This window comes from Mucilaginibacter agri, from assembly GCF_009928685.1.
GTDB classification, from domain to species: domain Bacteria; phylum Bacteroidota; class Bacteroidia; order Sphingobacteriales; family Sphingobacteriaceae; genus Mucilaginibacter; species Mucilaginibacter agri.
On the sequence record NZ_WWEO01000045.1, the window covers coordinates 203222 to 215973 of the forward strand.

At 41.6% G+C, this 12752-nt stretch carries 13 protein-coding genes; 7 read left to right on the top strand and 6 right to left on the bottom strand.

Annotation, left to right across the window (positions count from 1 at the left end; translation table 11 throughout):
* Positions 1-205 precede the first annotated feature (205 nt).
* Both GSY63_RS21035 and GSY63_RS21040 read left to right on the top strand, forming a co-directional pair.
* On the top strand, positions 206-2590 hold the full coding sequence (locus GSY63_RS21035; protein ID WP_166587824.1) for a TonB-dependent receptor domain-containing protein: 2385 nt from the start codon (positions 206-208) through the stop codon (positions 2588-2590).
* A gap of 4 nt (positions 2591-2594) precedes the next feature.
* Entirely contained in the window at positions 2595-3725 is a 1131-nt protein-coding gene (locus tag GSY63_RS21040; protein WP_166587825.1) for a PepSY-associated TM helix domain-containing protein, read from the top strand.
* Between the two features lie 27 nt (positions 3726-3752).
* Here the strand turns inward: GSY63_RS21040 and GSY63_RS21045 are convergent, their stop codons facing one another.
* Positions 3753-4475, bottom strand: a complete 723-nt coding sequence (locus GSY63_RS21045) for a hypothetical protein (protein WP_166587826.1) — start codon at positions 4473-4475, stop codon at positions 3753-3755.
* 132 nt (positions 4476-4607) lie between these two features.
* On the opposite strand from GSY63_RS21045, the gene GSY63_RS21050 reads away from it, so the two are divergent.
* The 3 genes from GSY63_RS21050 (at position 4608) to GSY63_RS21060 (ending at position 6929) form a co-directional block, all read left to right on the top strand.
* Entirely contained in the window at positions 4608-5438 is an 831-nt protein-coding gene (locus GSY63_RS21050; RefSeq protein WP_166587827.1) for an SDR family NAD(P)-dependent oxidoreductase, read from the top strand.
* 63 nt (positions 5439-5501) lie between these two features.
* On the top strand, positions 5502-6092 hold the full coding sequence (locus GSY63_RS21055) for a Crp/Fnr family transcriptional regulator (RefSeq protein WP_166587828.1): 591 nt from the start codon (positions 5502-5504) through the stop codon (positions 6090-6092).
* Positions 6093-6176: 84 nt separating this feature from the next.
* A complete protein-coding gene (locus tag GSY63_RS21060) occupies positions 6177-6929 on the top strand; it encodes an SDR family oxidoreductase (protein ID WP_166587829.1) in 753 nt (250 codons plus the stop codon).
* Between the two features lie 69 nt (positions 6930-6998).
* Here the strand turns inward: GSY63_RS21060 and GSY63_RS21065 are convergent, their stop codons facing one another.
* From GSY63_RS21065 to GSY63_RS21075, 3 genes are all read right to left on the bottom strand, one after another.
* Entirely contained in the window at positions 6999-8018 is a 1020-nt protein-coding gene (locus tag GSY63_RS21065; RefSeq protein WP_166587830.1) for a tetratricopeptide repeat protein, read from the bottom strand.
* A 56-nt stretch (positions 8019-8074) separates the two neighbouring features.
* Entirely contained in the window at positions 8075-8467 is a 393-nt protein-coding gene (locus GSY63_RS21070) for a response regulator (RefSeq protein ID WP_166587831.1), read from the bottom strand.
* 171 nt (positions 8468-8638) lie between these two features.
* A complete protein-coding gene (locus tag GSY63_RS21075; protein WP_166587832.1) occupies positions 8639-9184 on the bottom strand; it encodes a 5' nucleotidase, NT5C type in 546 nt (181 codons plus the stop codon).
* A 254-nt stretch (positions 9185-9438) separates the two neighbouring features.
* On the opposite strand from GSY63_RS21075, the gene GSY63_RS21080 reads away from it, so the two are divergent.
* Together GSY63_RS21080 and GSY63_RS21085 are read left to right on the top strand one after the other, a co-directional pair.
* Complete coding sequence (locus GSY63_RS21080) at positions 9439-9732, top strand: hypothetical protein (protein ID WP_166587833.1); 294 nt, start codon at positions 9439-9441, stop codon at positions 9730-9732.
* Between the two features lie 277 nt (positions 9733-10009).
* Entirely contained in the window at positions 10010-10573 is a 564-nt protein-coding gene (locus GSY63_RS21085; RefSeq protein ID WP_166587834.1) for a hypothetical protein, read from the top strand.
* A 106-nt stretch (positions 10574-10679) separates the two neighbouring features.
* Here GSY63_RS21085 and GSY63_RS21090 read toward each other — a convergent pair whose 3' ends face one another.
* Together GSY63_RS21090 and GSY63_RS21095 are read right to left on the bottom strand one after the other, a co-directional pair.
* Positions 10680-12419, bottom strand: coding sequence for a PAS domain-containing sensor histidine kinase (locus GSY63_RS21090; protein ID WP_166587835.1), 1740 nt, complete (start codon positions 12417-12419; stop codon positions 10680-10682).
* 14 nt (positions 12420-12433) lie between these two features.
* Entirely contained in the window at positions 12434-12745 is a 312-nt protein-coding gene (locus GSY63_RS21095; protein ID WP_166587836.1) for a circadian clock KaiB family protein, read from the bottom strand.
* Positions 12746-12752: the final 7 nt, after the last annotated feature.

Genomic DNA, 12752 nt, shown 5'->3' on the forward strand with positions numbered 1-12752 from the left:
CGCTTTTTATTGAGCATTGAACGGTTGTGATGTTAAGCTCATTTCTCGAATTATGACCCATTTTATGACTCGTTATTATTGATTCTCAACGATAATATAGTAGCCAGAACCTGTGTTCAAACTTATTTTAAGATTTAATTTAGACTTAATATAAATAAGAATATATTTGCCGTGTCAAAATTACACTTACTCGAAATAACTATTGATGAAACGACTACTTTACATTTTTTTTGCACTTACACTACTCACTCCAATCATTTTAAAAGCCCAAACCGGGGGCAAAATAGCCGGTAAGGTATTAATGGTTGATGGCCGGCCGTTGGCATCGGGCTCGGTATCTATTAAAGAACTGGCAAAAGGCACGCTTACCGACGAGCATGGTAACTATACCTTCGTTAATATTATGCCTGGTGATTATACGCTCAAGATCCAGATATTAGGCGCAGCCGAAAAAGATATTCCGGTAAAAGTTATTGCAGAAGAGACCACAACCGCTGATTACCAGTTTACGAAAGAAAACGTAACGGCCTTGCAAGAGGTGGTGGTAACTACACCTACTAATAAATTCTCGAAAAAAGAGAGTGTGTACATCGCACGCCTGCCCTTAAAAAACATTGAAAATCCGCAAGTCTACAACTCGGTTCCGAAAGAGCTATTTCAAGAACAAATGGCGCTTGACCTGGGAAGTGTTTCTAAAAATGTACCCGGAGCAGGTATCCCAACTATAGCTAACCAAGGTAGGGTGACCTTCCTTTCCCGCGGTTTCGAAACCGAGCCTAATGCCAGAAATGGTGTTGCCGGTGCGGCTTTCTCGTCTATCGACCCTGCTAATTTAGAACGTGTTGAGGCTATCAAAGGACCTTCCGCTACCTTATTTGGTACAAGCATATCAAGCAGCTACGGAGGTTTATATAACCGCGTAACTAAAAAGCCTTATAACGGTTTTGGTGGTGAAGTATCTTACTTTGGTGGCAGTTGGAACTATAACCGCATTGTAGCCGATATTAATACACCCGTTAATGCCGATAAAACAGCTTTATTCCGTTTAAATACCGCTACTACCTTCCAAAAAAGTTTTCAGGATCTGGGTTATACCAATAACATTAGCGTAATGCCGAGTTTTTCATATCAGGTTAATGATCGTTTATCATTGTTACTTGATGTAGAATTTGGTCAGGAAAAAGGTACGTCGGTTGTTCGTTTTAATCCATACACAGGTGGTACTAACGTACGCACGTTGAATATTAAAACAATGGGTTTTCCATACAACAAAACTTTCCTGAGTAACGATTTGCCATATTCAACCCAAATGTTAAACATCTTCGGACAGGCTAACTATAAGATTTCATCTGAGTGGACATCACAGACCATTGTATCTCGCGCCCGTTCTACAATTAACGGATATATTACTGCTTTAACCGGCCGCAGTGATGTAACCATCCGTCCACAAATCATCGTTGGTAATACTTCATTTATCGCAACAGACATCCAGCAAAACTTCATCGGCGACTTTAAGATTGCCAATCACCGTAACCGTGTGGTGGCTGGTTTAGATTACTACAACAACTCTAATAGTTTCGATCGTGTTACGGTTAACTATAACCAGACTATTAATTTCGTAAATCCTCCTGCTTCTTACCGTATCAGCAAATTCAAGGTCGATTCGTTAACCAGTACAGGTACTTTACGTAAGGAAAATAATAGCGATGACACCTATGCAGCGTATGTATCGGATGTGTTTAATGTTACTGATAAATTATCAGTTATGGCCAGTTTAAGATTAGATCGTCACCAATATAATGGTGTTTACAATATTGCAACTGGCGTAACGGCAGGTGGTTTAGGCGCTAACGGTGTACAAACTGGTCCTTACGGCCAAACTGCGTTATCGCAAAAAATGGGGGCGGTGTACGAGGTTGTAAAAGACCGTTTCTCGGTATTTGGAAACTGGATGAATGGTTTCTTTAACGAAAGCGGCGTGTTTGCAGATGGTAGCCAATTTAAGCCCGAACATGCTAATCAGCTGGAGTTTGGCGTAAAAGGCGATGTACTCGATCATCGTTTGGTTGGTTCCGTAAGTTATTATAACATCCAGGTAAAAGACCAGATCAGGCCCGATCCTAATGATAGTCAGTATTCTATTCAAGACGGTACACGCTTAAGCAAAGGTATTGAAGTTGACCTTACTGCCAACCCTTTCCCTGGTTTTAACATCGTAGCGGGTTATGCTTATAACGATAGTAAATTAACACATTCAGATGCGTCGACTAACGGTTTGCGTCCTGCATATTCTGGTCCGGCCAGGATGTTGAATTTCTGGGCTAGCTACCGTATGCCGGAAGGTGATTTAAAGGGTTTAGGTTTGGGTTTTGGCGGTAACTCAGGTAGTTCGTCATACAACGTAAATACTACCACACTTAAGGTTGTAGTACCGTCGTACACTATCTTAGATGCTACCGTATTTTACGATCAGCCTAAATATAGAATAGGATTTAAGGTTGATAACCTCACCAGCGAAGAAGCATGGTCGTTACGTTTAACGCCGCAGGCGCCAGCGCGCTTTACGGGTAGCCTTACTTTGAAATTTTAAGTAAATGAAGACTTTTAAGAACATAACCGGTTGGTTGCATTTATGGCTTGGCCTTGCGGCCGGTATTATACTGATTATAGTAGCGCTAACCGGTAGTTTGTTGACTTTTGAAGATGAGCTCGAACCGCTCATCTTCCACAAAACACAAGTGGTAAAAGTATCGGGTACGCGTATACCCGTCGACAGTTTGGTGCAGATAGCCAATTCCGTTTTTCCCGATAAAAAACTGAGCCGCTTAATTATCCCTCAGGAGGCCGAGCGCAGCGTCGAAGCGCGCATAGGTGCAAAAGGAGAGAAGGGAATTAAAGTGGTCTACATTGATCCCTACACTGGTAAGGTATTGGGCAAGGGACCATATGATAAACAATTCTTTCAGCAGGTGCGCAGTTTGCACCGCTACCTTTTAATGGGTAAACAAGGCAAAATAGTTACAGGTATTTCCTGTGCTATTTGCCTGTTTTTGGTTATCAGTGGCTTAATCATCTGGTGGCCGGCTAACAAGGCTGCGATGAAACAGCGTTTCAAAATCAAATGGAATGCATCGGGCAAACGTCTCACCTGGGATTTGCATGCGGTAAGTGGCTTTTATATGTCTATCGTTTTACTATTTATAACCTTTACCGGCTTTGTTTGGAGCTACGATTGGGTAGAGGATATGCTGTTTAAAGTGATTGATGGTAAAGTAGAAAAAGCCGAAAAAGTTAAAAATAAAGAAAAAACTAAAGTGGTTAATGATGGTGTTTATCAGTTGATGTATAACGAGATCAATACCATTTACCCGTACAACGGCTCTGTTGCTTTTGCCATGCCCGCGAAACCGGCTTTGGCTACAACGGTGCAAAAGGAGCCTGAGGAAAGTAGGATAAGACAAGTAGATGCTGCCTTTTTCGACAGCCATACCGGTGGCTTGATTAAAAAATTACCGTATAGTGAAGTAAGTACTGGCACCAAAGTGCGCAGAATGATTTTGCCGATACACACCGGTAGTCTGTTGGGTTGGCCTACCAAGTTATTGTATTTGCTGGTGAGCTTATTTACCGCCAGCCTGCCCATAACAGGTATGCTGATTTGGCTGGGTAAACGAAAAAAGACTAAAAAGAAAACCAAGAAAAGCCCCCGAGTGGCTGTAGCTTAACAAAATTGATTATTGTTTGCTGGCGTATTAATCGGCCAGCAAACAGTAATTACAACGATGCCTTATACTGGTGTAAGCGATTCCTTTATAAGTTCCGGCAGAGTTATCGTCCCAATCTTCGCGAATAATGTAAAGACCCGGCATAGTGGTCTTAAAAGCAGCTTCTCCCTTTTCATCTAAGGTTAATTCTTTCTCCCAGTTTTCCGGATTAAATACTCTTAATTTGGTGCCTTTGGCAGCCGCTGAGCCATTGTTGAAAGCTTTAACGGTTATCAATTTCCCTTCACGCTCAACTATTATGTGCAGCAATTGTTCGGGCGTCGATCTTAAAGTACTTTCTTCTACACTATAGTCTGCCGATAAATAATCTACAGGCTTTACATTAATGCCTCCCGATTTCGAGCGGTCGACTACCGGGTGAGTATCATTAATTCCTAGTATTTGATAAGTGCCTTTTTGGGTAGGCGTAAATTCTGCCGACCAGCAATCTGACTGCTGAGTAAGCGTAAGCGCTGTCTTCTTACCTTCCGGATTTAGCACAACGAATTTGAACTCACCGGTAAGTTTTAATTCTGCACCTGTATCGCGATGACGGATATTAAAGGCGTCAATATTACCATAGCAAACCTCAATCTTTACCCTATTATTTAGTTTTCCGTTGCCTTTTACTTCCAGCCAGTAGGCCGCGGCCTTAGTTATAGTTGGAAGAAAAAAGAGTATAACTAAACTAAAAATCAATGCTGGTTTCATGCTAGCAAAAATAGAGAAACTTAGAATTTTAAGCTTGGTTATTTGTCGCAAATATCCCCTCGAAATGTCATTATTGCACCGTTTGCCTGCAGGAAAATAGCCTTAGCTTTAAATGGTCTTAAATATTTAGTTATGCTATTAAAAAATAAGAACGCCATTATTTACGGTGCAGGCGGCTCGTTAGGTAGTACTATCGCTAAAGCCTTTGCAGAAGCAGGGGCCAAAGTATTTTTAACCGGCCGTAATCTGGCTTCGGTAAATAAAGTACTGAACGAAATTGTTGCTGCTGGTGGAATTGCGGAAGCAGCTCAAGTTGATGCGCTGGATGAGCAAGCTGTAAATGATCATGTCAATGTAGTTGTACACAATGCAGGTACTGTAGACATTTCTTTTAACCTGATAGACACCCAGGCTATACAGGGGATACCCTTAACAGAAATGACTGTTGCTGACTTTACGCGCCCGACTAATATAGCTATGCAAACGCAGTTTATTACAAGTACCGCTGCCGCGCGAGTAATGATTAAGCAGCAATCGGGAGTTATCTTGTCGTTAACGGCTACGCCCGGTGGTGTGGCTTACCCTGGCGTAGGTGGGTTTGGTCCGGCTTGTTGCGCTATTGAGGGGTTCTTTAGAAACCTGGCCTCTGAAAACGGGCCTTACGGTGTGCGGGTAGTGAATATTCGCTCCGGTGGTTCGCCAGACTCTAACGTGTTTAAGGAAGCCATTTCGGCTAATCCGGAAGAAATGGAAATTGTGCTACGAAAAATGAAAGCCGATACGATGCTCAAAGAAATGCCGGCTATGGCGGATGTAGCTAATACTGCAGTGTTCCTGGCTTCGCCTTTAGCCGGTAAGATAACCGGGGTGACTATTGATTTAACCTGTGGTACAACCGTAGGGTTGAACTACCGTACTTCAGATTCGATGGAGCATGTGATCAAAGGTAATGCTAAGAAGTAACGCGTCTAACAGGATTTTTTGTAAGTTTAGTTTCAAAACCGTTGCAGGTAACGGATGCTAAAAATGAACGAGTTAGATCCATTCATATCACATATTCAGAAGAGAATTGATCTCACGCCTGAAGAACTAGCTGAAATACTAAGTGCTTTTAAATTAAGAAAAGTAAAAAAGCGCCAATTTATAATCCAGCCCGATTTTGTAGCGAAATATCGCACTTATATATTACAAGGGGCTTTCCGATCGTACGTTATCGGGCAAGATGGGGTTGACCATACCATACAGTTTGCCCTGGAAGACTGGTGGATTTCTGATATTAACAGCTATCTAGGCCAAAAGCCAGCCACCATGTTTGTGGTAGCCATAGAAGATAGCACCGTTTTACAAATAGAACACGATGCCGAGCAAGCCCTAAAGGCTGCCAACCATAAGTTTGAAACTTTTTTTAGAATAGGGGCAGAGCGTACCGCAGCGTTCCATCAACGGCGCATTATATCGGCGCTTACACGCACGGCCGAAGAACGGTATAACGATTTTCTCGAAACCTATCCTCGTGTTGCACAACGCTTACCTCAATACGCACTGGCGTCTTATCTGGGCATGACCACCGAGTTTCTTTCCAAGATCCGTAACAACAAAGTGAGGCGGAAAAGTTGAAGTAGTTCAACCGAATTTCCTAAGCTGGTTCATCTTTAAAATTTTCGAATCGCGGCAACTTTGTTATATCAAAACGATAACAAAATGTCACGTAAATTAGAAAACAAAGTAGCTGTTGTTACAGGTGGTAACAGCGGTATAGGATTAGCAACCGCAAAATTATTTGCAAAAGAAGGAGCCAAGGTCACCATCACAGGCCGTAGCTCTGCAACCATAAAAAGTGCTACAGAGGAGATCGGAAACGGTGCTATTGGCTGGGTAAGTGATGTGGCCGATATTAACAGCTTTAATCCGCTTTATGAAAAAGTAACCGACGAATTTGGTAAAATAGATGTATTAATTGTTAACGCAGGTGTGGTAGCGATGGGCCCGTTAGAAGACGTTACCGAAGAAACTTTCGATTTTATCAGCAATATCAACTACAAAGGCGTGTTCTTCACCGTACAAAAAGCTTTGCCGTATCTTAATGATGGCGCATCTATCGTGCTTACCTCTTCAACAGTAGCTAACAAAGGTTTGGCTGGTGCGTCTATCTACATCTCATCAAAGGCAGCCGAACGTGCGTTAGTTAGAGCTTTCGCGGCTGATCTGGTAGGCAGAGGAATCCGCGTTAACGCGCTTTCTCCGGGCTCTATCATTACTCCAGTGTTCGAAAAAGCTGGTTTTACTAAAGAACAATCTAACGAAATGGAGGCCTTCTTCCAACAGGTAACCCCTATGAAGAGATCAGGCACTGTGGAAGAAATGGCTAAAGGGTTTTTATTCCTCGCCTCGGATGATTCATCATATATGACCGGAGGCGACTTACTGCTCGATGGTGGTTTCAGCAACCTTTAATTATTGTGTGTGTTTTAAAAAAGAGAGCCCTTCGCAATTTGCGAGGGGCTCTCTTTTTATGTGTTAGATCTAAAAATCACGTTGAGTAGTTTGCAGCCATTGCCCCAGGTCATTGATTTGCTGGGTATTTTGCTTGCCCCATGTCGCATTGTTTGCCTTGGTATCAGTTAAGGCGATGGTATGCGCAAATGCTGGCATATAGTTGGTTTGGGCTAACTTATAAAAGTAATCGACATAAAATTTATCGAAAAACGTTTTATCAGTTTTCTTGGCGGCTAACTCACCGGCCATTGTGAAAATATTTTTCAATTGGTATTCAAGCAAATCCATACTGCTCAATTTTTTTGATGAGGCAGATTGTGCTATTAAAGACAGGCTCAGGTTTAGCGTACTGGTTTGCTGATCGTCTTTTGGGGAAAGGGAGATACTGGTATTGCCGTTGGCATCTTTCAATATTCCGCCTTGTAATATATGCTGAATGTTGCCGTAGGCTTCGGCAGCGCGTGTGCCAGTAGGTTCTAAAAGGATGAAGCTACATAAGCCCATTAAGGCATTTACCCGCTTATTTTGATGAAAGGTAACCAATCCGTATAAACGTTGGCTGCTCGGGTCTTTCGGATTGTGTTTAATGGCGTCGATAGCCGCTTGTTCAGCTTCGGGGTATTTACCGGCACGCGAATAGGCGATACCAAGGTTATAATAAATTTGCGGATAATCAGGATTGATTTTGATAGCCTCATTATAGGTGTCTATAGCTTTTTGAGGTTGCTTGTTATCATCATAAATGCTGGCAAGCAAGCTGTATGCAGCTACCTTTAATTTGGCGTTATCTGTTTTAATAGCCTTATTAAGATACCCGATTGCATCATCGGGCTTTTTTAAAGCGTAGTAAGAAAATGCCATTTCATAATTGGCATAGCCGTTTTCTGGCTCAATTTTTAGTGCCTCGTTAAACTTGTTGATGGCCTCAGTGTAATTACCTTGGTTGTGTAGTTCTATGCCCTGCTTAATTAGATCGCCGGCCGAAGTTTGGGCCCGTGCCGAAAAATAACCACAGCATAATAAAAGGGACATTAATAGTCTTAGCATGTTTTTCATGCTTTAAAACTACTAAATGCCCCTTTAAATGAGAAAACCGTTTGCCCTTAAGCGCAACAATTTTCTTCGCTGAGATTTAAAAGATCTTTAACCGTATTGGTAATCTCGTCGAGCGAGAAGGGTTTGGCTATAAACGCATCCCACCCATAATTCCCCAATGATTCGAGCACGCGCGTAAATGCCGAAAGCATAATTACCGGGATGTGGCTCGTTTCCGGATGAACCTTAATCTGGTGGCAATATTCACCACCGTTTATGCCCGATAAAATATAGTCTGTAATAACCAAATCTGGCTGGTGCTGTTTAACTAATTGAATGATATCGTCTGTAGAAGTAAAGCCTTCCACTTCGTATCCTTCATTGAGCATGATCTCCTTTACCAACTCCAGCATGTCTTCGTTATCATCCAGGATCAGTACTCTCTTATTTTTAGACGTCATTATATGTGTAGATGTATTCTTGTTTCACTCTTTAACGTATAAAGGGCAAAATTGATTGTAGCAAAATTGTCAATTAATTCAAGGGTGATCATAGTCGATAGTTCATGACTGATTGAAGGAAATTTACATTACCTGGTAGCTATGAACCATGAACTATTACCCACGAACTCTTTAAGCCTCCTTTTCCAACAATGCCACTACTTCTTTCCAATTATTGGCCCGGGTGTGATGATGGTAACTCACATTGTGAAAAGCGTGGAACATAATCGTTTTGCCCTTAAAATTGTCGAGATTTTTAAGGTGGTCGTCTACCATGTAGTCAGTATTGATAATACTTTTATCGCCGCAGAAAATAATGTTCTTCCAACTGATGAAAGGGAAATTTGTATTTAACCACTTTAGTTTCTCCGAAAGGCTCAACGGAAATTCCATTGCCGCCGAAACGATATATACTTCAAATTTTTCAGACAGGCTTTTAATGGCTTCAACAGCGCCTTCCATAACAGGCAGGGTTGAAAAGAATCCCGCAGTTCGCGCGAAGCGGTGGATGGCACCTTTTTCGGGAAAGGCGGTGTCTTCGGTAAGGCCGCTCAATTGGTCTTTGGTCATTTTAACTCCGTAGTCACGTTCGTACCAGCTTAAAAATTGTGCTTCCACATCGGCCAGTACGCCGTCCATATCTACTGCAATTGTTTTTTTCTTTGATGAGATGTTCATCTATGCAATTAAAAACAAATTGGAGGCATATCAAAAGAAAACGCCCAATTAGAGACAGAAGTAATGATTTTTTAATCTTGACATGACATTTCCCAAGTGGGGCTGTAATCCGACTGGCTCTTTGAGATAAGAGGTTCCGGTAATATTTAACTTTTACGCGTGTTTAAAGCGATAAAATACCGTGAAAACACCGGGCTGGAAATTTGTCTAAATGACATAAATTTAAAGGAAACGCTTTAACCTCACATCAATTTATGGCCTTATACACTACCAGGATAGAAATACTTGGCTCAAATGACCATGGCGCCTACCAAACGCTTAACGACGCTATGGAAGCCAATGGCTTTTTTTGTACCATTCAACTAACCTCAACAAGCCCTGTTTATAAATTACCTACGGGCGAATACAATTGGATAGGAGAGATGAACGCCTCGTTTGTACTAGAGGCCGCCGTGAAGGCCGCCGCTCAGATTACCAACCAGGTACGTATATTAATTACCAAGGTAGATAACATAAGGGAGTGGTATAACCTGGAAGAGGTAAAATAGCAGTTATACAACCTATTATTAAATACTGTAGTGACGCACTTGCTGGCTTCTTTAACAGTGAAGATCGGCTGGATTAACTCGCCTTAATAATTAAATTTCCAACATCGGTAAACAGAAACAATATTTATTATTTTTGCCGCATACAATATTGTTTAAAACGACGTTTACAGGGAAGTTAATCCCTACAAAAAAAGGTTCAGCTAAAGTCAAATGTTAAAATGTGTGAAATCATACTTTTTAAACAATAAATGACTTTACTTTGAGCTAAATTTCACAGATGAAAATAAAATATACTCTTTTACTTGTTTTTTGTGCGTTTCTGATCCAAAGCTGTAAGAAAGACGAAATTACCTCGACCACAACTACTACAGCGCCTATTACTGCTTTTCAGGCTTATCTTAACGGTACTTTATGGGCTCCTGCAGATACTTTAGGTGCTACTATAACTTATAATGCGGCTACTAAAACTAAAGTGTTAACCTGCAGTGGTACCAAATACCCACAACAAGTAAACCTTACAGTAACGCAAAGCAACGCAACAAGCGGAAGCAGTTTCCCTATAGGTACTTACACTACCAATGCTACTTTTGATTACCGCACACAACAGAAAACATCTGGTGGTTATCTATATGTACCGTTTGGTACTGCTAAAGATGGTTCACAGTCTATCGCCGTTACGGCTATCGATACTGTTAAGAAAACGATAACAGGTACATTCAACTTTATTTCTACCAACACAGTTTATGACAGTAACGGTAACTTCGTATCTATCAGCGTTGCGCAAATTGCAACCGGACAGATAACCACGCTGCCTTATACCTACAAAACGGTAGCTAACTAACACAAAAGATTATACTTATTGTACAAAAGGCCGGACTAATTTTATATTAGTTCGGCCTTTTCTGTTAATGAAACCGTTGATTTATGGTTTATAAGATATTCTTAAATTAATGGGGAAGCGTAAACCAAAATGTACTTCCCTTGCCTAATTCGCTATTTACGCCAATTTGCCCGCCATGGCGTTTAATAATCTCGGCACTAATGTACAATCCAAGCCCCAACCCCGAAAACTGGGCGCCGCTATGGTCAGCACGGTAATAACGGTCAAATAGGTGAGGAATCTTTTCTGGTAATATCCCCGGACCATTATCCTTGACTTCTATTTTTATACTGTTTGTCATTCGCTCTGCGGTAATTAATATATCCCGGGAATCTGGAGCATATTTTACAGCATTGTTTAAAAAGTTAACTACTACCTGGTCAACCCTTTGTTCATCAGCATAAACAGTCACGTTAAAGTCGCCATTTAACTGTATTTGGTGCGTACCAACGGCAAGCAAGTGATGGCAGCTATTATCAATCATATCTGCCAATACAAATTGCTTCTTGCGCAACTCAAGTTGGCCATGAGTAATTCTGTTAACGTTCAACAGATCGTTGATCAGATTATTAAGCTTTTCTAAACTTCTGCCCGATTGCTCTATCAGCCTGGTTAACATTACCGGCGATGGGTTGTCTTTCATCCGGTCTAATAATTGTATCGAGGCCTTGAGGCTGGTAACCGGTGTTTTTAACTCGTGGCTGGCAATACTAATGAAATCATCTTTTTGCTGCATAGCCTTTCTGCGGGCAGTTACATCTGTAAACGTAACAACACCGCCGGTTAATTGATCATTCTGATCTACTAGCGGTGAGGCGTTAATAGATATATAAACAGGTTCGTTATGATGAGGTTGCTGTATAGCAATTTCCTGATCATAAACCGCTTGTTGATTAGCCAGCATAATAACAATCGGATGTTCTTCCTTAGGCAGTACAGAGCCATCAATGCGCAAGGTTTGCCAGTTGGGCGCATCAAATACCTGCAACTTGTTTTGGCTTTCCTTAAGGCTAAACATTGTTTGCGCCATTGGATTGGCATATATCAAATGGCCATTAAGGTCTATAATGCCTACACCTTCGGCCATCGTATCTAATACCCGTTGTAAGCGTTGCTGGTTTTCGCGCAGGCTCTCTTCGATTTTCGTTTTTTCGCGAATAGTGATTTCAAGTTCGCTTGTTCGTTCTTTAACTGTGCGTTCGAGATTTGCATTAAGGTGCTGGGCAATTTTTTGGGCTTCTTCTAGCTCAGCATTTTTTTGCTCCAACAAGTTTTGAGTTTCCTTTTGCTCAGTGAGGTCGGTTATAATCACGCTTAACGACAACCCTTCATCCAGATCGAGGGTGGTTAAAGAGAGTAGTACGGATACTTTTTTATTCTGATCTGTTAATAAACTCAACTCACCCTTAGTACTTTGGCTCCAGGCTTTTTTTATTAGCAATTGGCAATCTTCCTTACACTCTTCGGTAACAAATCTAAAAAAGGATTTTCCGGTTATCCGCTCCAATGGTAATCCAATTAGTGCTGCAAATTGCGAATTGCTATATAATATAAGACCGTCTGGGTTTACAGTCACAGCCCCCTCAGTCATCTGTTCAATAAAGATTCGGTAGGTTTGGTCGGCACTTTTAAGTGTATATAGCTGGTGCCCGTCGCCGTCGTTTACAATAAGTGCATCAACCTCGCCGGTGCGTATGGCCTCAATGGTATCTGTTGCCTCTTCTAAGCGGAAGCGTGTTTCCTCCATCTCCTGCTGTAAAACTTTCAGCTCGGTTAAAAGGTCATCATATGTTTTTATGCTTTCCAAAATCTCAAAAAGGTTTATAACAAGCCAAGGCCCCGAAGCACCTTGTCTGTATCAGACATATCACCAACCAGCTTGCGTAAAGGTGTTGGTTCTTTTTTAATTAGCACGGGTACAGCAGTAACATCTTCACTTTTTACCAGCAGCGGCTGCTGATAGGCATCTATGATCTCTAACTCGTACCGGTCTTTTAAATGCTGTTCTAAAATATTTTGCAGGTTGTTAATGGCGCGCACTGATGCTGGCGAAGCACCGGTTACAAACAAACGGAGTTTGTAAATCATTTCTTCGCTTTCGCCCCAATCAGTACTATCACCGTCGGTTACCATAGTTGCT

Bases quoted from the DNA above. Each gene is read 5' to 3' on its own strand.
- GSY63_RS21065 (WP_166587830.1), bottom strand. From the start codon at position 8,018: ATGCTAAGACTATTAATGTCCCTTTTATTATGCTGTGGTTATTTTTCG.
- GSY63_RS21055 (WP_166587828.1), top strand. From the start codon at position 5,502: ATGAACGAGTTAGATCCATTCATATCACATATTCAGAAGAGAATTGAT.
- GSY63_RS21035 (WP_166587824.1), top strand. From the start codon at position 206: ATGAAACGACTACTTTACATTTTTTTTGCACTTACACTACTCACTCCA.
- GSY63_RS21085 (WP_166587834.1), top strand. From the start codon at position 10,010: ATGAAAATAAAATATACTCTTTTACTTGTTTTTTGTGCGTTTCTGATC.
- GSY63_RS21060 (WP_166587829.1), top strand. From the start codon at position 6,177: ATGTCACGTAAATTAGAAAACAAAGTAGCTGTTGTTACAGGTGGTAAC.
- GSY63_RS21045 (WP_166587826.1), bottom strand. From the start codon at position 4,475: ATGAAACCAGCATTGATTTTTAGTTTAGTTATACTCTTTTTTCTTCCA.
- GSY63_RS21070 (WP_166587831.1), bottom strand. From the start codon at position 8,467: ATGACGTCTAAAAATAAGAGAGTACTGATCCTGGATGATAACGAAGAC.
- GSY63_RS21095 (WP_166587836.1), bottom strand. From the start codon at position 12,745: ATGGTAACCGACGGTGATAGTACTGATTGGGGCGAAAGCGAAGAAATG.
- GSY63_RS21050 (WP_166587827.1), top strand. From the start codon at position 4,608: ATGCTATTAAAAAATAAGAACGCCATTATTTACGGTGCAGGCGGCTCG.
- GSY63_RS21075 (WP_166587832.1), bottom strand. From the start codon at position 9,184: ATGAACATCTCATCAAAGAAAAAAACAATTGCAGTAGATATGGACGGC.
- GSY63_RS21040 (WP_166587825.1), top strand. From the start codon at position 2,595: ATGAAGACTTTTAAGAACATAACCGGTTGGTTGCATTTATGGCTTGGC.
- GSY63_RS21080 (WP_166587833.1), top strand. From the start codon at position 9,439: ATGGCCTTATACACTACCAGGATAGAAATACTTGGCTCAAATGACCAT.